Source organism: Psychrobacter jeotgali, from assembly GCF_904846315.1.
Lineage (GTDB): Bacteria > Pseudomonadota > Gammaproteobacteria > Pseudomonadales > Moraxellaceae > Psychrobacter > Psychrobacter jeotgali.
The window spans coordinates 2,149,832-2,174,704 of the sequence record NZ_CAJHAF010000001.1 but is presented as its reverse complement, the minus strand read 5'-3'; the positions used below and the strand labels follow the sequence as shown (position 1 = coordinate 2,174,704).

General features: G+C 42.4%; 25 protein-coding genes. 20 read left to right on the top strand and 5 right to left on the bottom strand.

Features of this window, described 5'->3' with window-relative positions; genetic code table 11:
* Window positions 1-18 precede the first annotated feature (18 nt).
* The 13 genes from JMX18_RS08940 to JMX18_RS08880 all read left to right on the top strand — a co-directional run bounded on the left by JMX18_RS08940 (window position 19) and on the right by JMX18_RS08880 (window position 12,707).
* Window positions 19-942, top strand: a complete 924-nt coding sequence (locus tag JMX18_RS08940) for a metal ABC transporter solute-binding protein, Zn/Mn family (protein ID WP_201587013.1) — start codon at window positions 19-21, stop codon at window positions 940-942.
* Between the two features lie 198 nt (window positions 943-1,140).
* Complete coding sequence (locus JMX18_RS08935; protein ID WP_201587009.1) at window positions 1,141-1,542, top strand: ATP synthase subunit I; 402 nt, start codon at window positions 1,141-1,143, stop codon at window positions 1,540-1,542.
* 533 nt (window positions 1,543-2,075) lie between these two features.
* The gene (gene atpB, locus JMX18_RS08930; protein ID WP_201587006.1) at window positions 2,076-2,942 is read left to right on the top strand and encodes a F0F1 ATP synthase subunit A; all 867 of its coding nucleotides are present in this window, start codon (window positions 2,076-2,078) and stop codon (window positions 2,940-2,942) included.
* 39 nt (window positions 2,943-2,981) lie between these two features.
* Window positions 2,982-3,230: a F0F1 ATP synthase subunit C gene (atpE, locus tag JMX18_RS08925; protein WP_105244316.1), complete on the top strand. Its 249-nt coding sequence runs from the start codon at window positions 2,982-2,984 to the stop codon at window positions 3,228-3,230.
* A 131-nt stretch (window positions 3,231-3,361) separates the two neighbouring features.
* Window positions 3,362-3,832, top strand: coding sequence for a F0F1 ATP synthase subunit B (locus JMX18_RS08920; RefSeq protein WP_201587004.1), 471 nt, complete (start codon window positions 3,362-3,364; stop codon window positions 3,830-3,832).
* A 13-nt stretch (window positions 3,833-3,845) separates the two neighbouring features.
* Entirely contained in the window at window positions 3,846-4,469 is a 624-nt protein-coding gene (locus JMX18_RS08915) for a F0F1 ATP synthase subunit delta (RefSeq protein ID WP_201587002.1), read from the top strand.
* A 97-nt stretch (window positions 4,470-4,566) separates the two neighbouring features.
* The gene (gene atpA / locus JMX18_RS08910) at window positions 4,567-6,111 is read left to right on the top strand and encodes a F0F1 ATP synthase subunit alpha (RefSeq protein ID WP_201587000.1); all 1,545 of its coding nucleotides are present in this window, start codon (window positions 4,567-4,569) and stop codon (window positions 6,109-6,111) included.
* A gap of 218 nt (window positions 6,112-6,329) precedes the next feature.
* Complete coding sequence (gene atpG / locus JMX18_RS08905) at window positions 6,330-7,211, top strand: F0F1 ATP synthase subunit gamma (RefSeq protein ID WP_201586998.1); 882 nt, start codon at window positions 6,330-6,332, stop codon at window positions 7,209-7,211.
* Window positions 7,212-7,248: 37 nt separating this feature from the next.
* The gene (gene atpD, locus JMX18_RS08900) at window positions 7,249-8,682 is read left to right on the top strand and encodes a F0F1 ATP synthase subunit beta (RefSeq protein ID WP_201586996.1); all 1,434 of its coding nucleotides are present in this window, start codon (window positions 7,249-7,251) and stop codon (window positions 8,680-8,682) included.
* A gap of 137 nt (window positions 8,683-8,819) precedes the next feature.
* On the top strand, window positions 8,820-9,236 hold the full coding sequence (locus JMX18_RS08895; RefSeq protein WP_201586994.1) for a F0F1 ATP synthase subunit epsilon: 417 nt from the start codon (window positions 8,820-8,822) through the stop codon (window positions 9,234-9,236).
* 582 nt (window positions 9,237-9,818) lie between these two features.
* A complete protein-coding gene (locus JMX18_RS08890; protein ID WP_201586986.1) occupies window positions 9,819-10,535 on the top strand; it encodes a response regulator in 717 nt (238 codons plus the stop codon).
* Window positions 10,536-10,725: 190 nt separating this feature from the next.
* Window positions 10,726-12,423 carry an ATP-binding protein gene (locus tag JMX18_RS08885; protein ID WP_201586984.1) on the top strand — a complete coding sequence of 566 codons (1,698 nt, stop codon included), beginning with the start codon at window positions 10,726-10,728 and terminating at the stop codon, window positions 12,421-12,423.
* A gap of 104 nt (window positions 12,424-12,527) precedes the next feature.
* Window positions 12,528-12,707, top strand: a complete 180-nt coding sequence (locus JMX18_RS08880; RefSeq protein WP_201586982.1) for a hypothetical protein — start codon at window positions 12,528-12,530, stop codon at window positions 12,705-12,707.
* Between the two features lie 35 nt (window positions 12,708-12,742).
* Here the strand turns inward: JMX18_RS08880 and JMX18_RS08875 are convergent, their stop codons facing one another.
* Window positions 12,743-14,209, bottom strand: coding sequence for an ATP-binding protein (locus JMX18_RS08875; protein ID WP_201586980.1), 1,467 nt, complete (start codon window positions 14,207-14,209; stop codon window positions 12,743-12,745).
* Window positions 14,210-14,594: 385 nt separating this feature from the next.
* Here JMX18_RS08875 and rpsP point away from each other — a divergent pair, with 385 nt between their 5' ends.
* From rpsP to rplS, 4 genes are all read left to right on the top strand, one after another.
* Entirely contained in the window at window positions 14,595-14,864 is a 270-nt protein-coding gene (gene rpsP / locus JMX18_RS08870; RefSeq protein WP_201586978.1) for a 30S ribosomal protein S16, read from the top strand.
* Window positions 14,865-15,026: 162 nt separating this feature from the next.
* Complete coding sequence (rimM, locus tag JMX18_RS08865) at window positions 15,027-15,557, top strand: ribosome maturation factor RimM (protein ID WP_201586970.1); 531 nt, start codon at window positions 15,027-15,029, stop codon at window positions 15,555-15,557.
* A gap of 78 nt (window positions 15,558-15,635) precedes the next feature.
* Window positions 15,636-16,397 carry a tRNA (guanosine(37)-N1)-methyltransferase TrmD gene (gene trmD, locus JMX18_RS08860; protein WP_201586968.1) on the top strand — a complete coding sequence of 254 codons (762 nt, stop codon included), beginning with the start codon at window positions 15,636-15,638 and terminating at the stop codon, window positions 16,395-16,397.
* 184 nt (window positions 16,398-16,581) lie between these two features.
* Complete coding sequence (gene rplS, locus JMX18_RS08855) at window positions 16,582-17,001, top strand: 50S ribosomal protein L19 (protein ID WP_201586959.1); 420 nt, start codon at window positions 16,582-16,584, stop codon at window positions 16,999-17,001.
* Between the two features lie 181 nt (window positions 17,002-17,182).
* Here the strand turns inward: rplS and JMX18_RS08850 are convergent, their stop codons facing one another.
* Window positions 17,183-17,737: a DUF4442 domain-containing protein gene (locus JMX18_RS08850; RefSeq protein WP_201586957.1), complete on the bottom strand. Its 555-nt coding sequence runs from the start codon at window positions 17,735-17,737 to the stop codon at window positions 17,183-17,185.
* 202 nt (window positions 17,738-17,939) lie between these two features.
* On the opposite strand from JMX18_RS08850, the gene JMX18_RS08845 reads away from it, so the two are divergent.
* From JMX18_RS08845 to uvrC, 3 genes are all read left to right on the top strand, one after another.
* Window positions 17,940-18,290 (top strand): hypothetical protein, encoded by a 351-nt coding sequence (locus JMX18_RS08845; RefSeq protein ID WP_201586955.1) that lies wholly within the window; start codon window positions 17,940-17,942, stop codon window positions 18,288-18,290.
* A gap of 223 nt (window positions 18,291-18,513) precedes the next feature.
* On the top strand, window positions 18,514-20,037 hold the full coding sequence (locus JMX18_RS08840) for a DUF3360 family protein (protein WP_201586953.1): 1,524 nt from the start codon (window positions 18,514-18,516) through the stop codon (window positions 20,035-20,037).
* Between the two features lie 239 nt (window positions 20,038-20,276).
* Entirely contained in the window at window positions 20,277-22,124 is a 1,848-nt protein-coding gene (gene uvrC / locus JMX18_RS08835; protein WP_201588300.1) for an excinuclease ABC subunit UvrC, read from the top strand.
* Window positions 22,125-22,315: 191 nt separating this feature from the next.
* Here the strand turns inward: uvrC and JMX18_RS08830 are convergent, their stop codons facing one another.
* The 3 genes from JMX18_RS08830 to lgt all read right to left on the bottom strand — a co-directional run bounded on the left by JMX18_RS08830 (window position 22,316) and on the right by lgt (window position 24,747).
* A complete protein-coding gene (locus tag JMX18_RS08830; RefSeq protein WP_201586951.1) occupies window positions 22,316-22,897 on the bottom strand; it encodes a dihydrofolate reductase in 582 nt (193 codons plus the stop codon).
* A 34-nt stretch (window positions 22,898-22,931) separates the two neighbouring features.
* Window positions 22,932-23,792 carry a thymidylate synthase gene (locus tag JMX18_RS08825; RefSeq protein ID WP_201586949.1) on the bottom strand — a complete coding sequence of 287 codons (861 nt, stop codon included), beginning with the start codon at window positions 23,790-23,792 and terminating at the stop codon, window positions 22,932-22,934.
* 70 nt (window positions 23,793-23,862) lie between these two features.
* A complete protein-coding gene (gene lgt / locus JMX18_RS08820; RefSeq protein ID WP_201586947.1) occupies window positions 23,863-24,747 on the bottom strand; it encodes a prolipoprotein diacylglyceryl transferase in 885 nt (294 codons plus the stop codon).
* Window positions 24,748-24,873: the final 126 nt, after the last annotated feature.

The following is a 24,873-nucleotide window of genomic DNA, read 5'->3' as shown; positions in this document are numbered from 1 at the left end:
CTAAAGGATAATTATTACATGCTGAACCTATATAACTATTTATACAAGTATAAGACAAACTCATCATCACATTTATCACCACATTTATCGTCACGCCCATTGCCGCGTTGGATAGTAGGGTTGACTACTATCTTGCTAGGTTTATTTATAAGCCTCAATGGGCAAGCGGCTACCGTCAGCGTTAGTAATTATCCTTTATTTTTATTAAGTGAAGCGGTGACTGAGGGCGCACCATCGGCTAAACGGCTGTTACAACCAGGCGAAGTAGGTCACCATGGCAGCGTGAGTCCAAGCGATATCAAGGCCATTCAAGACAGTAAGTTCGTCGTTTGGTTTGGAGAGCCGCTGGAGAATAATTTAGCGGCAAGTTTGAATACGGCACCCAATGCCATTTCACTATTTGCCTTTAAGGCTTTTAAGCGTTATCCACTGCGTGATGTTAAAGGTCAGCCTATTGCCGGCACCCTAGATCCGCATATTTGGCTTGATCCTGAAAATGCTAAAGCCATTACTCGTGCACTGGCAGTTATTCATAGTCATGCCAATCCGCAATATAAAACCCTGTATCATGCCAATGCGCAAAAATTCGCTCAACGTATGAATAGGATGGTTACGGCTCAGCAGAATAAGCAAAAAACTTATCCTTACTGGGTCTATCATGATGCTTATCAATATATAGAAAATGCACTCCAATTAAGGTTAGTTGGAAGTTTGAGTACCGATCATCATCTAGCGCCTAAGGCCAGTCAGCTACGTTGGCTCAATGCACAGCGTCCAAACAAAACCATGTGCTTAGTTACCCAAAGCAAACCTGCTAAAGGATTGGTGGCTAAATTGCAGCCAGTGAATACCACTATACAAGCTGAAGATATGAGTGGCAGTAAAGACTTTATCAGTGGTTGGCAGACTATGGCTCAACAAATACGCTACTGTATCCAATGATAATAAAGCTTCAAAAGCTTAAAACCAGATAAACGTTATGTTTTGCTTGCTTAACCGCAGCAAGCTCCCTATAATAAGTGGCGTTTTGTTTTGGCTAAATGGATGCCATAAGTAAGCCATTTACCAGTAAGCGGTTCTTTAATTAGATTATCCCGATGCTGCGGTTATTATTCCAATACTGACGCTATAGGATAGCTGATGACCAGACCTGCAAAACGTACGCAAACTACAGAGGTGGCTTTATATATCAAGCGCCAAGCTTGGGTATTATTTATCCTTATTGCTATAGTAGGATTGCTAGATGTCAGTTGGCTGCGTAGTGAGCAGCTTATAGTAGCAAAAGGTGTCGCCATTGGAGCGTTACTAAGTTTTGTTACTCAAGCTATATTTGCAAGCTTCGTTTTTCGGCATACCGGATACCGTGCTCGCAGGAATATAGTAGGGCAGTTGTATCGAGGCCAAATGGTTAAATGGTTGATAACAGTTATTGGTTTTGCACTTATTTTTATCTATATTAAGCCTTTATCGGCGCCGGCATTATTCGGCGGTTTTATTTTTATGAAGTTCAGCCATATCCTTATATTATGGCGAATTCGTTAAAATCGTAGTCGGTACTGGAGTCGGTATTATAAAAATAGTGTGAAATGGGGTTGAATTAATTATAAATAAACGCTACATTACAAATAATTTATAGACTTAAACCTACGTTACTAAACAGTGACAGCTGATTACCTCATTAATACCATAGATAAAAATACATAATTCCCTTTACATGAATACAACGCTGCATTAATATAGTGGCCTAATTATTCTGCTTGTAGCTACTTACCTGAAGGTAAGTCCTTATAAAAGCATAAGCGAATATTCACAAATAGTTTCACATGAAAGCGCCAAGGGCTAGTAATGAATACTCATAAGCCCTTTTTTGATAGCTAAAATTTATTGAAAATTATTCAGGCTAATAGTAATTCAATAGAACTATGGGTTGGATGTTGTTGATTACATGAGCGTTTTAGTCAGGTCTGTTTAGCATTTAAAATAGTGCCCTGGATAGCACCACTAACTAACTCATCAGATAACAACCGTATTTTCTGGTAATTGATTAAATATTTGATTAATAAGAAGCTTACATTATGGCAGCCGAACAATCATCAACAGACTATATCTCTCACCATTTAACCAATTGGACGTATGGCTATTTGCCAGGCGAAGGCTGGAAGGTTGCCTATACCGCTGAAGAAGCGGGACAAATGGGTTTTAATGCCATCCATTTAGACTCTATGCTTTGGTCAATTGGTTTGGGCATTTTATTTTGCGCCGTTTTTTGGATGGTTGCCAAAAAGGTTACCTCAGGGGTTCCGAGCAAGACTCAGGCCGCTGTTGAGTTAATCGTAGAGTTTGTCGATAATAACGTCCGCGACTCTTATAGTGGCACTTCAAAACTAATTGCACCGCTTGCTCTGACGATCTTCGTATGGATTTTCCTGATGAACGCGATGGACTTATTGCCTATCGACTTCATTCCTGGGCTTGCCGGTCAAATCGGTGCAGCCATGGGGCATGATCCCCATCATGTATTCTTTAAAATTGTACCTACCACTGACCCTAATATTACTTTGGGTATGGCGTTCTCAGTATTTGCACTGATTATCGGTTACAGTATTAAAGAAAAAGGCATCGGTGGCTTCATTGGCGAGTTAACGCTGCACCCTTTTAGCTCAAATAATATTATCTTAAAAATTATTTTAATCCCTGTCAACTTCATCTTAGAAGTCGTGACTTTGATTGCAAAACCAGTCTCACTCGGCTTACGTCTGTTCGGTAATATGTATGCCGGTGAATTGGTGTTTATTTTGATTGCCTTGATGCCATTCTGGATTCAGTGGGCACTATCAGTACCATGGGCTATCTTCCACATTTTGATCATTACCCTTCAAGCGTTCATTTTTATGATGCTCACGATAATTTACTTATCATTAGCTTCATCGACTGAACATTAATTAGACACTCATCAATAAATAGGTAAAGAGGATACATCAATGGATCCAGTATTAGGTGGTTACACAGTTATCGCAGTTGCATTGCTTATTGGCGCAGGCGCCCTTGCAACAGGTATTGGCTTTGCTCTCTTAGGTGGCAAATTCCTAGAAAGTGTTGCACGTCAGCCAGAGCTTGGTTCACAATTGCAAACTCGTATGTTTATCGTAGCAGGTCTTCTTGATGCTATACCAATGATTGGTGTTGGTATTGCGATGCTACTATTATTCGCAAACCCTCTAGCAGGTTAATCAGAAAGCTCAGTTGTCAAAGTTTGGTTGTCAAAGTTTGTCTGTAAAAGCCCGTCAAAGACAGCCAGTCAAAATTTGACGATCAAACCTAAACAATGAAACTGATTTTTCATTAACAAAGAGGTGATCACGTGAATATCAATTTTACCATCATCGGTCAAGCCATTGCTTTTGCAATATTTGTGATTTTTTGCATGAAGTTCGTGTGGCCACATCTTATTGGTGCTATCAACGAACGTCAGCATAAAATTGCTGAAGGCTTAAATGCCGCTGAAAAAGCAAAAGCAGATTTGGCAACCGCTGAGCAAGATGCAGAGCAAGAGCTGAATGTCGCTAAGACTAAAGCTGCCGCTTTGATTGAGCAAGCGAACAAAAGTGCCAATCAGCTGGTTGAAGACGCTAAATCACAAGCTCAAATAGAAGGTGAGCGTATTCGTCAACAAGCACAAGCGTCCATCGATCAAGAGATCAATCAAGCACGTGAAGCATTACGTGCTCAAGTCGCTGAACTGTCAGTGCTTGGTGCTGAAAAGATTTTGCAAGATAAAGTCGATATGCAAAAACACTCCAGCATGTTAGAACAACTGGCGGCTAAGCTGTAACTGTGAGGATATAATGGCTGACTTATCAACCTTAGCACGACCCTACGCTAAAGCCGCGTTTGACTATGCCAATGAAAACGGAGTGGTTAGTGAATGGGAAGACTTCCTGTTTATTGCCAGCATGATTGTCAAAGATAAATCGTTCCATACCTGGCTAGACAATCCAGCCGTTTCTGCTGAGCAAAAGTCAGCCGCTTTGGTCGATCTTTATGATACAGAAGTAGCAAGCGTTAGCGATTCTGCTTTTAAACAGTTACTGAACGATGCTAAAGGGCATCGTGATGACAGCAACGCCAGCTATCCACAAGTATCAACAGCGCTTAACAACTTCGTTAAACAGTTATCAGAGCAAGAGCGTCTGACACTGCTTCCTGAAGTTTATGAGCATTATCGCCGTCATAAAGCCTCAGGTCTAAAACAGCTTGACGCTTATGTGACCACTGCCTATCCACTGACTGATGAGCAGCGTGAGATGTTTCAAACCCGTCTTGCCGCCTCGTTGAATGCCAGTGTAGTGATTCACGAAACCGTTGATCCTAGTCTTTTGGCAGGTGCTACGATTAAAGTCGGTGACAAAGTCATTGATGATTCGATGCGCGGCAAGTTACAACAGTTAAAAACACAGCTAACGGCCTAGTGCCAGTCATGAGCGTAGCCCTGTTAAATAAAGCTACGTGATAGTGAAAGCATTTGAGTCAGTGAGCGGGTTATCATAAATTAAAGGAAACAAGGCAATGCAACAATTGAATCCAGCGGAAATCAGTAATCTGATTAAGCAGCGTATTCAAGACCTTGATGCGGGTGCAACTGCAAAGAATGAAGGCACGATTGTCAAAGTATCTGACGGTATCGTGCAGATTCATGGTCTTGAAGATGCGATGTACGGCGAAATGATTGAGTTTGAAGGCGAAATCTACGGAATGGCGTTGAACTTAGAGCGTGATTCAGTGGGTGCGGTCGTACTTGGTGATTATCTACAGCTACAAGAAGGTCAAAAGGCTTATTGTACTGGCCGTATTCTTGAAGTACCTGTAGGTCCTGAATTATTAGGACGTGTTGTTGACGCCTTGGGTAATCCTATTGATGGTAAAGGCCCTATCAACGCTAAAATGACTGATAAAGTCGAAAAAATTGCGCCAGGCGTTATTGATCGTCAATCAGTAGATCAGCCCGTAATGACCGGTTATAAAGCGGTTGATACCATGATTCCAATCGGTCGTGGTCAGCGTGAGCTTATTATTGGTGACCGCCAAACAGGTAAAACGGCTTTAGCTATTGACGCTATTATTGCTCAGAAAAGCTCTGGCATTAAGTGTGTCTACGTAGCAGTTGGTCAAAAACGTTCTACTATCGCTAACGTGGTTCGTAAGCTTGAAGAGACCGGCGCCCTTGAATACACTACGGTAGTAGTGGCTTCGGCATCAGAGCCTGCTGCTTTGCAATATATTGCACCGTACTCAGGTTGTACTATTGGCGAATATTTCCGTGACCGCGGTGAAGATGCGCTAATCGTCTTTGATGACTTGTCAAAACAAGCGGTTGCCTATCGTCAAATCTCATTACTATTACGTCGTCCACCAGGTCGTGAAGCTTACCCAGGTGACGTATTCTATCTACACTCACGTCTACTTGAGCGTGCCTCACGCGTGAACGCTGATTATGTAGAAAAGTTCACCAATGGTGAAGTGAAAGGTAAAACCGGTTCATTAACGGCTCTACCTATTATCGAAACCCAAGCGGGTGACGTATCAGCATTCGTACCGACTAACGTGATTTCAATCACTGATGGTCAGATTTTCTTAGAATCAAGCCTATTTAACTCAGGTATCCGTCCAGCAGTTAACGCTGGTATCTCGGTATCGCGTGTTGGTGGTGCTGCTCAGACTAAGATTATCAAAAAGCTATCTGGTGGTATTCGTACCGCATTGGCTCAGTACCGAGAGCTTGCAGCATTCGCTCAGTTCGCTTCAGATCTTGATGATGCGACTCGTGAGCAGCTTGATCATGGTGAGCGTGTGACTGAACTGATGAAGCAAAAGCAGTATCAGCCGATGTCTATCGCAGAGCAAGCAGCAGTTATTTATGCTTCTAACGAAGGTTATCTAGCAGATGTACCGGTTGAAAAAATTGGTTCATTTGAAGAGTCTTACCTCCGCTATATGCATGACGAGCAAGCGGACTTAATGACGGAAATCAATGAAACTGCAAACTATAATGATGATATTGCAGGTCGTTTGAAGTCATCAGTTGAGACTTTTAAACAAAATCACAGTTATTAATTTAATGGGTTAAGGCGGTTTGGTTGGTTAAAGCTTTTTAAAGCCTATTACTCAGCGCGTTGTCTTTGATGGCAATCGCGCTGCTGTATTCCCAGCTATAATAAATAACCGCATAGTATCACAAGATATTAAGACATCATTTTGTAAATGCAGTAGGTCATACTAAGATATTGCTGCATTCACCAATGCTTTTTTAACCCTCTTATATTGGAATCATTATGGCAAGCTTAAAAGAGATACGTGCCAAAGTCACCAGTATTAAAAGCACTCAAAAAATTACTCGGGCTATGCAAATGGTTGCTGCGAGTAAAATGCGCCGTGCTCAAGAGCGCATGGACGTGGGTCGCCCATATGCTGACAGTATGCGCCGGGTTATTTCACATTTGGTGCACGCCTCAGCGGATTATAAACATCCGTATATGGAATCACGTTCAATTAATACGGTAGGCTATATCGTTATTACTTCTGACCGCGGTCTAGCAGGTGGTCTAAATATTAACTTATTTAAAGCACTATCTAAAAGTATTCAAGAATACCAAGATCAATCAGTACAAACTGAATTTGCGGTTATTGGCGCCAAAGGTGTCAGCTTTTTCAAGAATTTTGGTGGTAAAGTAACTTCAGCCGTAACTGATTATGGCGATAAGCCTACGTTTGAACAGCTGAATTCTCCTGTGCAAGCCATGCTAGATGACTATACTAACGGCAAGCTTGATCGTATTTACGTAGTTTACAATAAGTTTGTAAATGCGATGACTCAAAAACCAATCGTCAGTCAGCTAGTACCTTTACCTGAAGGGTCATTTGGCGATGAAGATAGTGGTATGGAGACTGAGCTTAGCTGGGATTATATTTACGAGCCTGATATCAAAACTTTGATTGATGATTTGCTTGGGCGCTATATAGAGTCGATTGTCTATCAAGCGGTAATGGAAAATATTGCCTCTGAGCAGTCGTCACGTATGGTCGCTATGAAAGCGGCAACAGATAATGCTGGTGACCTAATTAACGATTTACAGTTGGTTTATAACAAGCTGCGTCAAGCGGCGATTACCCGAGAGATCTCGGAAATCGTTGGCGGTGCTGCTGCTGTTTCATAATTGACTATACCTAATATAGAATTTCAAGGAGAGCGCAATGAGTAGCGGTCGTATTGTACAGATTATTGGCGCGGTTATTGACGTTGAATTCAACCGTGACGAAGTCCCCCAAATTTATGATGCTTTGCAAGTAGATGGCACCGAAACCACCCTAGAAGTACAACAGCAGTTAGGTGATGGTATTGTTCGTACTATCGCTATGGGTTCAACTGAAGGCCTTAAGCGTAACCTACCGGTCACTAATACTGGTGCGCCAATCTCTGTGCCAGTAGGTATCGGCACACTTGGTCGTATTATGGATGTGCTTGGTCGTCCTATTGATGAAGAAGGCCCAGTACAAGCCGATGAAAAATGGTCTATCCATCGTGACGCTCCAAGCTATGCAGAGCAGTCCAACAGTACTGAACTACTAGAAACTGGTATCAAGGTTATTGATCTACTTTGCCCATTTGCTAAAGGTGGTAAAGTTGGTTTGTTCGGCGGTGCTGGTGTTGGTAAAACGGTTAACATGATGGAGTTGATTAACAACATCGCTCTAAAGCATGAAGGTTTATCAGTGTTTGCTGGTGTTGGTGAGCGTACGCGTGAAGGTAATGACTTCTATCACGAGATGCAAGAAGCTGGCGTTGTCAACGTTGAAGACTTTAGTAAATCTAAAGTTGCTATGGTTTACGGTCAGATGAATGAGCCACCAGGTAACCGTCTACGTGTTGCTTTGTCTGGTTTGACTATGGCTGAGTATTTCCGTGATACTAAAGACCCTGCTACTGGTAAAGGTCGCGACGTTCTATTATTCGTTGATAACATCTATCGTTATACGCTAGCCGGTACTGAAGTATCAGCACTACTTGGCCGTATGCCATCAGCGGTTGGTTATCAGCCAACGCTAGCTGAAGAGATGGGCTTGCTCCAAGAGCGTATTACTTCGACGCAGTCAGGTTCAATTACTTCCGTACAAGCAGTATACGTACCAGCGGATGACTTGACGGATCCATCACCTGCAACGACGTTTGCTCACTTGGACGCAACGGTAGTACTAAGCCGTGATATTGCTTCACAAGGTATTTATCCTGCGGTAGATCCACTTGATTCAACTTCACGTCAGCTTGATCCACAAGTTATTGGTGAAGAACATTATAACGTTGCTCGTGGTGTGCAAGAAGTATTGCAGCGCTACAAAGAGCTAAAAGACATCATCGCCATTTTGGGTATGGATGAGCTATCAGAAGAAGATAAACTTGTCGTTTATCGCGCTCGTAAGATTCAGCGCTTCTTATCGCAGCCATTCCACGTCGCTGAAGTTTTCACCGGCGCACCTGGTAAATATGTACCACTACGCGATACTATTGCTAGCTTTAAAGCTATTATCGCTGGTGAGTATGATGACTTACCAGAGCAGGCATTCTACATGGCAGGTGGTATTGATGAAGTCGTAGCTAAAGCAGAGAAAATGAAATCTACCGCTGCGTAATAGTTTCAAGCGTAAGCCTTTTAGCAAATAGCTATCTATAAGCACTATGCTATTTGCTAACTGGACTATCGGTAACTGGCTATTACGCCACTGCTTTCAAACTGCTTCTATAGCTGTTTTTAGAATAAGGAATTAGTATGGCAACATTACAATGCCGCGTCGTAAGCGCCCGTGAAGAGTTATATTCAGGGGAAATTAGCATGTTAATCGCTAGTGGTAGTGAAGGCGAGATTGGCGTATTGCCCGGCCATACTCCACTGATTACTTTACTAAAACCAGGTCCAATGCGGGTCCAAACACCAGATGGCGAAGAAGAGGTCATTTACGTATCGGGCGGGGTATTAGAAATTCAGCCTAAAATGGTCACCGTATTAGCGGATACCGCGGTCCGTGCAAACAACCTTGATGAAAGCAAGATTGTTGAAGCCCGCAAAAAAGCAGAGCAAATGTTAGTCAACCAGTCTGATACGGTACAAACTAACGCCGCTTTAGCCTCATTGGCAGAATCAGTTGCTCAGTTGCAAACTATTCGCAAGTATAAAAACCGAGCTTGATAAGGTTTATTATTTAAATATATGCTGATTTGGTATTTTTTATATAAAAACAGTCCTCAAGGGACTGTTTTTTATTTTGACAGGATAGTCTATGAACTATAAAAAGAACATAGAATTACTGGGATGAATTTTGTGCAGCCTTTGTGAAGTATACGCAAGCCGCCAGCAATGAAAATTTATACCAGTAGCACATTTAAATCTATATAATCGTTTTACTGTAATTCATTATATCTTTATTTTCATTATTGAAATTATGTTTTAACCAAAAGGTTAATCTTGTTTATAAGGTAAAGTAACTATTAGATATAATGCATATCTAGGGTTCATCGTACATTTTACACCATCCTATTTACTAAATCGCATGAATGGTGTAATGTAAAAATTTTTGGACGCAAACTAATCTTTTGCATGGATTGTTTATAGGTTTTGTTAACGACAATAAGCTATAGTATAGCTAGCTGTGCGTTTAATAGTATAATGTGTCACCACCTATGTACCATCAATATGAACCTTATAAGGTTCCCTTTTATTATGCGATTAATTTACCTGTCTTAATTATTTTATACGTTAGAGGATATAACAATGACAACGACCGAAGAAGACAATACCCCGCGAATTTTAATTGTTGAGGATGATGAGCGCCTGGCGATGCTAACCCAAGATTATTTGGTTAAAAATGGTTTAGAAGTAGCCATCGAAACTGATGGTAATCGTGCTATTCGTCGTATTGTTAACGAACAGCCAGATTTAGTAGTACTTGATGTGATGTTGCCTGGCAGTGATGGTCTGACCGTTTGCCGCGAAGTACGTTCACATTATCACAACCCAATTTTGATGCTGACCGCACGTACTGAAGATATGGATCAAGTGTTAGGTTTGGAGATGGGTGCGGATGATTATGTTGCCAAACCTGCACAGCCACGTGTATTATTAGCTCGTATTCGTGCTTTGTTACGCCGCTCAGAAAATGCGCCTTCTGAAGATGTGCCACAGCGTTTAGAGTTTGGTGAATTGGTTATTGATAATGGTGGTCGTTCAGTAACCTTAAGTGATGAGTTGGTTGATTTTACCAGCGCTGAATATGATTTATTGTGGTTATTAGCTTCAAATGCTGGGCGCATACTATCTCGTGAAGATATTTTTGAGCGCCTGCGTGGTATCGAGTACGACGGTCAAGACCGCTCTATTGACGTACGTATCTCTCGTATCCGCCCTAAAATTGGTGATGACCCAGAAAACCCAAAACGTATTAAAACCGTACGTAGTAAAGGTTATTTGTTTGTGAAAGAAGGCAACTAATCTAGTTTTATTAAGCGCTATGCTTTATCAATACTAGTTATCTTATAAAAAAACCAGTGTTAAGCTGGTTTTTTTATGGACAGAGGTTAACTATTTAAGGTTATATATTCAGTTATATGGTTTAATTAAAACTTCATCATGGTTAACAGCCTAAAATCATCTAAGTACTCAACAGTTTGGTCATGTACGTATGTCATTAGTCTCCTCTTTAAAACACAGCATTTTTGTTCGGATTTATGCCGGACTACTGATAGTTTGTTTATGCGTGGCTTTATTTGCGCAGCTATTAGTGGATACTATCAATAAGGAGCGCATACAGTCTTATCGTGAAAACATGTCGACTGGAGCCTTTCATTTGGTTAGTGAAGGGGTAAATCGGCAAGAAACAGTGGAGCAGCGCGAATATTGGTTATCAGACGCTAGTAGTTTATTTGGTTCGACTTTCCGTGTAGTACCGATCGATGAGATTGATTTTAGCTCAAGTGATCTACGTCGCCTTAATGATGGTAAGACAGTAGTACGTTATGTTGATCAAGATATGTATGCCGATATTTATCATCGTTTAGCCGATAGTAATGAAGTCTTAACGGTAAAGATATCTCAGGTTAATGAGCAACAAATACGTGCCATGTCGGTATTCTTATTAGATGATCTATCCTACTATACAACGCTATCAGCTAAGCGTGCCCGTCTCGAGGAACTATCAGAGAAGTTCGCTTTTCCTTTATCTTTGGAGAGTATTAGCTCGCTTGATTTGGACAGCGATCAGATGGCACGTTTGAGTCGTGATGAGGTCGTTATCTTGTTCAAGGATAGCAGCTCGAATCAAGGTAGCTCATCTATCCGCATCATTGTACCCTCTGAAATTAGCGACATTGTTATTGTGATGGGCCCGGCATCCTTGTTTAACTGGTTCCCACTGAATTTGATTATCAGTATGGTACTAATCAGTATGTTTTTGATTAGTTTAGGGGTTTATGCGCTGATTTTCCCTCTTGAACGAAAACTGCAATTGATTCAAATGGGGGTGAATGAGGTTAGCGAGGGAAATCTTGATGTGCAGCTACAAGTTATTGGTCAAGATGAGATTGCCCGGTTATCCGCTACTTTTAACGCTATGACTGAGCATATTAAACGCTTGATAGAATCACAGCGCGAGCTTACCCGTGCGGTATCGCATGAGCTGCGCACTCCAGTTGCTCGCATACGCTTTGCGGTCGATATGCTGGCAGACACAGATGATGAAGAATCTCGCTTTATGCAGCGAGATTATATCGATGAAGATATCGAGTCTCTCAATGGTCTCATTGATGAGATTTTGACCTATGCAAAACTTGAAGAAGGCTCACCAAAACTTGATTTAGAAGCGGTTAATCTCAAGGAATTGGTTGAACAAGTGGTACGAGAAACCAATGCTTTAGGTAAATCCATTGAAGTCGTTGGCAATCCTCCAAGCGCAAAGGTCACCGCTATTGCAGACAGACGCTATCTACATCGCGTTATTCAGAACCTCGCTGGTAATGCACTACGTTATGCAGAGACTACTATAATTATTAGCGCTGGAGTGAAAAAGGGTAATGCCTTTGTCAGTGTTGAAGATGATGGCCATGGTATTCCTGAGTCTGATCGTGAAAAAGTCTTCATTCCCTTTGCCCGTCTGGATGATAGTCGTACCCGTGCTTCTGGTGGGTACGGGCTAGGGTTGTCAATTGTATCGCGTATTGCGTTTTGGTTTAATGGCAGTATGAGTGTTGATGAAAGTCCGAAGCTGAGCGGTGCCCGGTTCGTGATGACCTGGCCTGTTAAGCCTTTGACTCAGACTATTTCTGTTGATCAGGTTACTCAGGGTACTAGCGATCGGGCTTTTGATGAAAAAAATAATAACTAATCTATCCCTAGTCTAATATTTTATTTTTAGATGACACTTGCGTGTAGATAATCTTAACTATATGCTATAGCCTACTGTATAATTTCTGGCTAGGAGGATAGAGCATGCCCTACGTATTTGGTGGGCTGGTAGTATTAAATGCTATTACGTTAGGTTATTATTTATTTATTCAGCAGCCTACGTCTACTCAGACTATACAGGCTGCACAAGCAGAATTGACCCGGCCCATTCCTTTTACTAATAATGCTAAATATATAGCACCCCGTATTGGTAATAAAGAATAGGACTACTTTTCTTGAGGCTTCTTAAACTTTTAGTTTCACTCACCTTTTATAACATTCTCAGGTGCAGGCGGTTCGTCTGCTATAGTAGCTGTTCCAGCCACCTGAGATATCAAAGGAATACGTACGCAGACTTGTAGTCCACCAGCTGGATGATTGATAGCTTCAACAGTACCATGATGCAAGCGTGTAATGCGATTAACAATAGCCAAACCTAAACCACTTCCTTGAGTGGTACGTGCAGTCTCACCACGCTCAAAAGGTTGCATGATGCGTTCAAGCTGATCCTCTGCAACCCCTTCGCCGCAGTCACGCACACAGATTATTAATTGCTCTTGTGCCTCTTTATTCACTTCGTTTTCACTAACAATATTATTTCCATCAGCAGACTCTGACTCCAGAGTAGGGGTGGGAATTATAGTAGCAGACAAGTAAATAGGCGGCTCTCCGTAACGACTGGCATTATTGACTAAATTAATTACCAAACGTTTTATTGATAGAGGACGTACAGGTACCGGTTTATGACAGTCTGATTCATACACAAACTTCATGGGTGCAAACTGCACCATAACCTCATTAAATATAGTATTCAGATTCGTCAAATGTACAGGTTCATCAGAGCCATCTTTCATAAAAGAGATAAACTGCTCTAAAATCGCATCCATATCCTCTATATCATAAATTAGACCTTCACGGAAAAAATCATCCGGCAGCATCTCGGCAGTTAAGCGCATACGTGTCAGTGGAGTGCGCAAGTCATGAGAAATACCAGCCAGCATAATAGTTCGCTCTTTTTGTGCCTGGTTGAGAGTGGTAAACAAACGATTAAAGGCCAAATTTACCTGCCGAATTTCAGTAGGCCCCGTGTTCGTTGGTAGGGTGGTAGCATGACCTAGACGAATATAGTTAGTAGCCGCACGTTGCAAATAACGTAGTGGGCGGTTCAATTGGCGTACCAATAAGGCGATAATTAGTAAAGTTAATATAGGTAACCCAAGTAGAAAGAGAACCAATAAGCCAGTACTGTACTGTGAGTAATACACTACTGATTCGCGAACCCAAAAGCTAGTATCATAGCTATCTTGTACCCACAACTGCGGTGTCGGCTTAAATTTAAAATAAACTTCAACTGGTCGACCCAGCTGAGCACTGATTTCTTTTTGTAATACATCAGTAAATATACCAACAAAAGCCTTATCGGCAACCTCTGGAAACTCTCTAGGGTTTTCAACTACGACCACGTGCGAGTACCTGTGGACCCATTGCTGTACTTTCAGATTGTCTGGCCAATCCTTTTTGGCTCTACTCATCAAGCGAAGTTCACTAGTCAGATAACGAGCATGGTTTTTAAGCTCGGGTAAATAAAGACTACGCCAGAAAAACCAAATCGACAGGCCGACACTAATGATTACAATAAACGCAACCATTAAAGTGGTCAGCCAGCTATTAGAGTATGAGCGGGTTAGCCAGTTTTTTTGGGGCGAGCGAGAAGTGGGAGTGGTCATAAAAATCCAAGGTTGATAAAAACAATATTAGGTAGTTCGTGGGCTTGGTATCAATTTGCCACCGCATATAGTCGGTAAGAAATAAAATGGAGGCATGTATATCAGCGTGATACCGGCCGAAGTTTTTCAGGCGTACGGTACTGTGCTGTAAGTTAGAGTGATAGAAGCTACAAAAAAATTCATTCCAGTAGTAGGGTATGACTCTTAGAATGAATTAACTATAGCATACGTAATAATCTCTATAATTAGTTGCTATATTTTATCTCAAACTGTATTTAAGTTATTGTAATAGAATAATTAAATAAACACGGTTTATGTTTTCAATGAAATAAGACTGTGATATAATTATGCCCTTTTTGGTATACCTGCGAAAGAGAGAATTCACATGGTTGTTATTCGTTTAGCACGGGGCGGTGCCAAGAAACGCCCATTTTATCAAGTAGTTGTTGCTGATCAGCGCCGCGCGCGCGATGGCCGCTACATCGAAAACATTGGCTTTTTTAACCCGCTTGCTAAAGATTCAGAAGAAGCCGTACGTCTGAATATGGAAGCATACAATGCGTGGGTCGCAAAAGGCGCACAGCCTTCAGACCGCGTTGCTTCATTAGCAAAGTCTTACAGCAAGTCTGCAGCTGAAACTGAGGCTACTGCTTAAGTTTAGTTATAGATTATCAATAGCGCTTCGCTGCGCTGTTTGATTCGCTTTAGAACATAGCGTAACTGGCCTGACCAGTGTACGCCATTAATTGTTTACTACTCTATTATTAGCTTCTGTTTATTAACGACAGCTTTGCTAGCTACTGTTAGGTTAACTGTTATGTCAGCACCAGACGTTAGTACCCTTATGAAAATCGGCCAGCTCAAAAAGCCTTATGGCATCAAAGGCTGGCTTTGGGTATTTAGTGAGACTGATGACCGCGCTGCCATATTTGATATGCAGCCTTGGTGGATGAAAACTGCCACTGGCATGCAGCCCTTAACGGTAAAAGCTTGGCGTAAACAAGGCTCAGGGATTGTAGCTCAGTTTGAGCAAGTACCTGATCGTAATATTGCCGAAACTATGAATGGTGTTACCGTTTGGGTTGAGCAAGATGCCTTGCCAGAGACCGATGAAGACGAGTATTACTGGTCAGATTTAGTCGGCATGCAAGTCATTAATGAGCAAAACGAGTATCTTGGTAATATTACCGAAATGTTGGAGACTGGCGCTCACGATGTAATGCGAGTGACGGCAAACTCAGACAGTTTGGATGATGAAGAACGCTTAATACCTTGGCATAAACAAACAGTACTACAAGTCGATATGACTGGTAAAACTGTTAATGTGGCATGGCCTAGCGATTATTAACTCAAAATCAAAGCTATTGAGTTAATCTCATTAATTAGATGTTATTTATGAAATCGTTATTGCTTAAGTAGAGGTCAGATGTATTTTGCCGTGATTAGTATTTTTCCTGAGATGTTTGCATCGATTCGCGATTTTGGTATTACGGGTCGAGCAGTTACTCAGGAGCAAGTCACGATAGAATGCATTAATCCACGTGATTATACCACTGACAACTATCGCCGTATTGATGAACGTCCTTATGGTGGTGGTCCTGGTATGGTGATGATGGCTGAACCTTTAGCACAAGCTATCGAAGATGCCAAATCACGAGCCAGTCAACGAGGTTGCCGTATTGACAAGGCGCACTGCCCGGTGATTTATATGTCACCACAAGGTCAGAGGTTAACTGAGAGTAGTGTGGTCGATATGACCCAGTACGATGGCATGATTTTATTATGCGGTCGTTATGAGGGTATTGATGAGCGCTTATTAGCAGAATATGTCGATATGGAGGTATCACTGGGGGATTATGTCCTCACTGGTGGCGAGTTACCAGCGATGGTACTGATGGATAGTGTGATACGTCGTTTGCCTGATGTTATGGGTGATGATCAATCAGCGCAGCAAGATTCGTTTGTTGATGGATTATTGGACTGCCCACACTATACTAAACCTCATGAGTTTGCTGGTATGAGCGTACCTGAAGTATTATTGTCAGGTCATCATGCCAATATCGCTAAGTGGCGTTTTGAGCAACAAGTGACTCGTACTAAAGAGCGACGTCCCGACTTGTGGCAAGCATTTACGCCAACGGCGCAGCAAGCTAAATGGCTAAAAGCACTAGCAAAATCAGATCGCTAGAACAATTAAGCAGTATAAGTTTGAGCAGTATAAAACCAGTCATCAATGTATGGCCGTTTATTAACCCTTTTATGTTGTATCTTGTTAATAGCTATTAATGTTTATTAGCGAAAAATACGATTAATTATTACAAACAGGTGATATGCGTGAAGCCTCTATTATCTAATGTGAGGAGATAACTCTCATGAGCAACAAGCATCCATTGGTTCAAAGTATTGAAAATTCTCAGTTGATTGAGCGTCCAAGTTTTAGCCCTGGCGATACCGTTGTCGTACAAGTAAAAGTACGTGAAGGTGAGCGTGAGCGTTTACAGGCCTTTGAAGGTGTGGTTATCGCTAAGCGTAACCGTGGTCTAAACTCAGCCTTTACCGTTCGTAAAATTTCAAGCGGTATTGGTGTTGAGCGTGCTTTCCAATTGCATTCACCTATTATTGATAGCATTGAAGTGAAACGCCGTGGCGCCGTTCGTCGTGCGAAACTATACTACTTACGTGAGCGTTCTGGTAAGTCTGCACGTATCCGCGAGAAGCTTGGCGGCCGTCCTGCTCAGAAAAAGACTGACGCAGGCGTACCTGATGCGGTTGAAACTGCACCTGGTATCTAATGTTTTTAAAGCGCTAAACTCTAACTAAGTTACGCGCTTTAAAACAAGCAACAAGCCCTTATTTATAGGTTTATTTATTAATAAGCGGGCGTACCAAAAAAGACAAAACCCCAATCTGTGTTGCTACCAGATTGGGGTTTTTGTATGTGGGATATACGATTAATTATTTTAAGTCAGTGCGTTAATCAACCGTATCGATGCGGATGCTTTGGTCTTTAGACTTGCTATACTTTCTTAGACGGATATAAAGGGTTTTGGTGACCGTAGCAACGACTTTCTGCTGGCTATCAACAATGTCGGTGCGGTATTCACGGAAAACCGCTTCACCTTCTCTTGCTAACTCTTGAATGGTCAGAATTTCGCTACTAGGGATTTTTATCCTTGTCGTTACTTTACTTTTACCGGGCGCCACAAAATCAATATGTGAGCTTTTATCCCATACCACATAATCGCTACCCAACTGATGCATTAACATCAGCATATAAAACGGATCGACCATCGAATATAAGCTCCCCCCAAACTGGGTGCCTACGATATTTTTATTCAGCGGGCTTAGACCCATGCTCACCACGCATAGCCCTTGATCCAAGTTAATGTGCTCAATTTTGATACCGGCACCAACATAAGGTGCATAAGTATTGATACGCAGCTTGAGAAGATGCGGCGTAAGTAAAGGCATGATATTTTTTTTGGTATTACGTTTTAGTATTTCTAGTTTTTTGGGTAATAAACTCATACTGGATCCTTTAGTATTTTAACAATCTTCAGTTGACTAATATCAGTAATTGTACCTTTTCTAAATACTTTTTTAGTAAAAATTCTCATCATTAAAAATTGGAATGGTCACTAACCACAAAGCTTACACTAGCAATAAATATCTTGCTTATCTTTAAATTGCCCTAATTTATATTATAACCATAAGACAAACGGGGGCTACTATGGATATTGTTGAAGATAATTTTAGTCATGCTGCAGATATAGACGATAAACAAGGCGTCTGTGAGCTGTGTCAGCGTGATGAGGTGAAATTAACTCGTCATCATCTGATTCCACGCGCACGCCATAATAAAAAGCGTACCCAGCGTCATTTTAGTCGACGGGAAATGCAGACCGATATCGCGATGCTTTGTCGCCCTTGTCACAGCCAAATCCATAGCATTTTTGATAATCATGAGCTCGCCAGCTACTATCACACTATTGAGCGTCTGCAAGCTCATAGTGAAGTACAAAAGTTTATAAACTGGGTTAAAAAGCGTCCAGCGGGTCTTAAAATCAGGGTTAGGCGTTAACAATTATCCTGCCAGAATACCCACTTTTCCCAATAATTCCTCTATATTTTTGTGCAAAAACTCGCAATCAAAGCTTTGATGACATACAATAGCTGCCAATTTATAGCAGATAGCTTATTTTTTATACAAATAATATCCAAGGTACTACTTATCAAATAAACTATCTAATAAATCGTTAAACTATCCGTAAAAACTTAAACCTCAGTCAACATAAGGAGATGTGATGAGTAATGCTCGGGTTCGCACTTCAGAACCTAATCCTCAGCAAACAAATCCATCCGATTACGACAATGAATTGTCAAAAACTTACGCAGAACTGCATAAGCCAAGTTCCAGCTTTAAAAATCGTGATGCCTACCTCAATCGTGAATTGCAAATCATGCAGCCCAAACGCTGGCGGCCCAACCTGCCGTTCCGTGATTATCGCTTTGAATATGAAGATACTATTCCGGCGATGGCGGCGACGATTGGTAAGGTCGTTATGGTTGGCGCTATCGCGGCAACTTTCGCAGGGCCGCTAGGGCTTGGCGAAGACTTTATCTTAGAAAACGTTCGTTATGAGCTGTTAATTGTTTCATTTTTTATTATCTTGTTCTCAGGATTTTTGCTACCGACCGCCAACCTAGCCGGTACTCATGGCCCGCTAATCCCACTGATTCCTATTGTGGTCGCTGCTGGTGGTCACCCGATGGCTTTTGGTCTGCTAATTGGTGCTTTTGGTCTACTACTAGCGATTAGTAAAGGGGGCAGTTTGCTGGCAAACCTGACCAGTAAAGGCGTGTGCGGTGGTCTGCTGTTGTATCTAGGCTTTATTGGTACGACATCGCAGGTTAAAAATTTATTTGCGTGGGCAGAAGGTATTGGCATGTCGCATATCGCCTTTATAGTCATCCTGGGCACTATTGTATTGTACGCTTTATTAGAGAACTTTAATAAGCGTTGGCTTGCAGTACCGCTAAGTTGTTTTTTGGGTGGTACGACGGCCTTTTTGCTGGGTGCTCCGTTTGAATTTCACACTGGGCCTGGTTTGCCAAATATGAGTCCTATGTACTGGTGGGGCGAAAACACCGGGTGGATGCTAGGTTTACCTACGATTGAGAGCTTCATTGTGGTTCTACCATTTGCGGTGTTGGCAGTAGCGATGTGGTCACCTGATTTCCTAGGGCATCAGGTTTTCCAGAAAATAAGCTATCCTAAACGCACCGAACGGGTACAGATGGACATTGATGACACTATGATCAGTGCTTCATTTCGTCAAGTAGCCGGCTCGGTATTGGGCGGTACTAACTTTGCGTCGTCTTGGGGAACTTATATCGTTCCTGCAGCGATTGCTAAGCGTCCTATTCCAGCGGGTGCGTTATTGACTGCGCTATTTTGTATAGTTGCCGGTATTTGGGGCTATCCAATGGATCTGGCTATTTGGGAGCCAGTCATGTGTGTGGCGCTGATTGTTGGCGTATTCATACCGCTACTAGAAGCGGGCATGGAGATGACTCGTGAAGGTAAAACTACTCAGTCTGCAGCGATTGTGGTGTTTGCCTCAGCGTTAGTTAATCCGGCCTTCGGCTGGTCAATTACCTTGGTGTTAGATAACCTAGGACTTATTGGTTCAAAGGAGCGTAGTGCCAATTTGACTAAAATGAGCCGCTGGATTATCCCTGTGGTCACCTTTGTGATATTGACCGGAGTGATGGCTATGGTCGGTATGCTGCCAGGTATTCCTGCGCTATTACCGACTTTCCGCTAGTAAACTTTTTATCCGCCCTTTCTATATAAGTCAGCCTTGCGCTGGCTTTTTTTTATCAGTCTAATTATATATTTTTTGAAATAAAAAGACTTTAAGGCCGCTAAGAACCTAGCTTGCAATTTGCTTGAAATTGCCCCATAAATAGTCATACTCCAGCGTTTTAAAAGAGAACTAGTGTTTTAAAAAGAGAATAAGGTGCTATGGACAAAGCTACAAAATCAGAGGTCACTGATGAAAATATGGTTGATAAAAACACCAAAGAAGAAAGCCGGGATGACAGACAAGCCCGTCTAAAGCATCTTATTAAACGCCTACCAAACTTACCGGGCGTATATAAAATGTTGGGTAAAAATGGTGATATTCTGTATGTAGGTAAAGCCAAATCGCTCAAAAGCCGGGTCAATAGTTACTTTGCTAAAATCATTGACCATCCCAAAACTCGGGCATTGGTCGCCCGTATTCATAATATTGAAACCATTATTACTCGCAGTGAGACCGAGGCGTTACTGCTTGAGCAAAACCTAATCAAAGAGCATCGTCCGCCTTATAACGTCCTCCTGCGTGATGATAAGTCTTATCTGTATGTTTTTATCTCTGCAGATAAGCCTTATCCAAGGCTGGCTTATGGGCGCGGCAAAGGCAATCATCAAAAAGGACGCTTCTTTGGGCCTTTCCCATCCGCACATGCCGCCAAAGAAACTTTAGTGCTCATGCAAAAGATGTTTCAGATGCGCCAATGTACCAATACTTTCTTCAAACAGCGTAAGCGCCCCTGTCTTGAGTATCAAATCAAGCGTTGCCGTGCGCCCTGTGTGGGCTTGGTGTCGCCGGAAGAATACGCAGAAGATGTCAACAACACCATTCGCTTTTTAAAAGGCGATTCAAGCGATATTCACAACGCATTGATTGAAAAGATGGAGAGCGCTGCTGAAGAGTTAGACTTTGAAAAGGCGGTATTTTATCGCGATCAGCTCTCCATGCTGCGTGAGGTGCAAGCACGGCAAGCGGTTTATACTGTGCAGGGTGAGGCGGACGTGATTGCTATTAATAGTCAGGCCGGCATGAGCTGCGTAAATGTACTAACCGTGCGTGGTGGCCGAGTTTTGGGCGGTAAAAACTACTTTCCTGATGTCGATAGCAGCGAGCCATTAGCCGATAACTTATCGGCCTTTATTATGTCATTTTACTTTCAAGTGACTGATGATCTGCCGAGTGAGATTATCTTAAGCCATGAATTGCCAGATCAAGCGGCGGTGAGTGAGGCATTAGCGACCCACTTTGGCAGTAAAGTAGTAATAAAAACTAATGTGCGAGAGCATCGTGCTGAATGGTTAGATTTGGCGACCCTCAACGCCAATAACGCGCTTAAAACCAAGCTGGGCGATTATCTAGAATTGCACGCTCGTTTTAACGCGTTAAAAGATGCGCTTGCTGAGGTTACTGATCGCCCGATTGATCGGATAGAATGTTTTGATATCTCCCATACCATGGGTGAGGCAACCATTGGTAGCTGCGTGGTCTTTGATCAAGGCGGCGCACGCAGGCGAGATTATCGTCAATACGCCATTCATGGTATCCAAGGCGGCGATGACTACGCGGCGATGAAGCAAGTGTTAGAACGCCGCTATAAAAAGCAGCCGTTGCCTGATTTGCTACTGGTCGATGGTGGTAAAGGTCAGATGAGTATGGCTAAAGAAGTGCTGAGCAAATTGGGTATTTTGGGTGATACCTTGCTGGTTGGGGTCGCTAAAGGCGAGGGGCGTAAAGCTGGGCTTGAGGTGCTGCATTTCTTAGATCATGAACCGCTGGATCTGCCTATGGATAGCAAGGCGCTGCATCTACTCATGCATATTCGTGATGAAGCGCACCGATTTGCCATTACTGCCCACCGTAAAAAGCGCGATAAGCGCCGTTCCTCCTCTGTGCTGGAGGTTATTCCCGGATTGGGCGAGAAGCGCCGCCGTGATTTGCTTAATCACTTTGGCGGTATGCAGCAACTGCTTGGCGCTTCCCAGCAGGAGCTGGCAGGGGTAACCGGTATCGGGCCGGTACTGGCGAATACCATTTATAAAGTACTGCATGAATAGTTTAAATTAGATTACTAATATAGTCAGGTCGATATAAAAAAGATACAACGAGACTGGTATAAATTTTGCGCAGCCTCTGTCTGCGTAGGCACAGCACGCAAGTAAAGTTTATACCAGTCTCGCGTTATAATTTAGTGTATCCATTTAATTTAGTATTAACTATCAATAAGCCGCTACGACTTGCTTGAAGTTTAGCGGCTTTTGTTTTTATAAGTCACAAATTTAAAGTCCAAGTTACTTTTTGCGTCATGCTTTTGTTCAGACTCGGCAGCTACTGCAAACTCGCTTGGTAGCTCAGGATAAAACGCATCACCATCTTCAATCTCTATATCGACATGGGTCAGCTCGACTCGATCGGTATACATCAGCGCCTCTTTAAAGACCCGCTCACCGCCAATAACCCAAATAGTATCTAAATGGGCGCCATGAGCCAAACTTGCCGCTTGGGTTAGCGCATCATCTAAATTATGCACCACATAGGCATTGTCTTTATTCTCAAGACCTTTTTGCTTAGCATAGTCTAGTTGAGTAGAGATAATAAAACTGACCCGCTTAGGTAGCGGCTTACTACCCATCGATTCGAAAGTTTTACGACCCATGATGACGATACCTTGAATACCTTTATCACTGGTATGGTCATTTTTTTTGGTGGTCATTTTTTTAAAGTGCTGCAAGTCCTCTGAGATATGCCAAGGTAGCTCGTTGTCCTTACCAATACAGCGATTGCTACTGATGGCGGCGATTTGAGCCACTTCGGTATGGGCGTAACTCATAAAATATCCTTAGTATTTATTTTATAGTCGATGACTACACGGCGACTTTGGCTTTAATAGCCGGATGCGATTCATAACCTTCAACGCTGATATCTTCATAATTAAAAGCAAAAATATCTTTTACTGCTGGATTGAGCTTTAGGGTTGGCAAGTCGTAAAGCTTGCGGGTTAATTGCAATTTAACTTGTTCACGGTGGTTTTGATAAATGTGGCAATCACCGCCCGTCCAAATAAACTCGCCAACTTCTAAATCGCAAACTTTCGCCACCATATGGGTCAAAAGCGCGTAGCTGGCGATATTAAATGGCACGCCTAAAAACAAATCAGCCGAGCGCTGATAAAGCTGGCAAGACAGTTTATTATCAGCCACAAAGAACTGAAATAAGGTGTGACAAGGGGGCAGGGCTACTTGATCGGCTTCCTTAGGGTTCCAACCAGAGATGATTAGACGCCTTGAATTTGGATTGGTTTTGATTTGCTCAACCACTTGGCTGATTTGATCGACACCATCAGTCAGATAGTTGCCACTGTCGTCTTTACTTGCCCCATAATTACGCCACTGATGACCATAAATCGGCCCTAAATCTCCAGCCGGACGATTAAAGCGTGCGGTTTGCTCACCCGTTGCCCATTCGTTCCAAATGCGCACGCCGTTTTGTTGTAAATAATCTACTTGCGTGCTACCACTTAAAAACCATAATAGCTCGTAAACTATAGATTTAAAATGCACTTTCTTGGTGGTTAATAAAGGAAAACCATCCGCTAAGTTAAAACGCAACTGAGCGCCGAAATGGCTTAGTGTACCAGTACCGGTACGATCGCCTTTTTCAGTGCCATTAGCTAAAACGTGAGTGAGCAAATCAAGATAAGCTTGCTCATTTTTACTAATAATCATAATCATGCTCTTTTTTCAATACTGGGTATAAATAGGGCTTAATGAACAATAGCTCTATCAACAATAATAGTTAATAAGCCGCTTGTTTGCCCCAATCATAAATATTTTGCTTATAAGCGAGAATGAGTAATATCAAGCCGATAATAATCATCGGCGCACTCAAAATTTGCCCTTTGGTCACCCAGCCTAATAAGATGTAGCCTTGGTCAATATCAGGCTGACGGAAGAATTCGATGATAAAGCGACCCAGTCCGTATCCAAACATAAACACCCCAGTTACTGCCATACGAGGACGCGGTTTGGACGAGTACCACCATATAAATATAAATAGTAGTAACCCTTCGGCAAAGGCTTCATAAAGCTGCGAAGGATGGCGAGGTAGTAGGTACTGACCATTAACCTCCAGCATTAAAGATTGCAGCGCCGGATTGGCCTGTAATTGCTGCATATCAAAAGCAGCGGCTTGAGGAAAATAAGTCAGCCAGTTATAACCGCCATCGGAGACTCGTCCCCATAGCTCACCGTTGATATAGTTACCTATACGGCCAAATAGCAGTCCAGTCGGTACGCAAGGGATAATAAAATCGAGCACTTGAAAAGGGGTCTTTTTATACTTACGTGCAAAGTACAGCATGCCCAGCCCGACACCAATTAAACCGCCGTGAAAGGACATACCGCCTTCCCAAACCTTGAGCAGGTAAGCCGGGTTTTGTACCAGCTCGCCGAATTGATAAAACAACACATAACCGATACGGCCGCCTAAAATTACCCCAAGCGCCCCGAAAAACACCAAGTCAGAGACCATGTCAGTTGACCATGCCTCACGTTTGGTGCTGCGATACCATGCCAGCCCATAAGCGGCGGCAAAGGCTAACAAATACATCAGCCCATACCAATGGACCTCTATCGGACCCAGCGACATAGCAACGGGATCATACTGCGGATGAATCATCATAAGGGCATCATAAATTTGGCAATAGAATGTTGCTTATGATAGCAAATTTCGCTGTTATGAACACTATGATGATGAGATAAGATGCTGCTATTAGCGATAACAAAACTATATACTCAAAGCATGAGA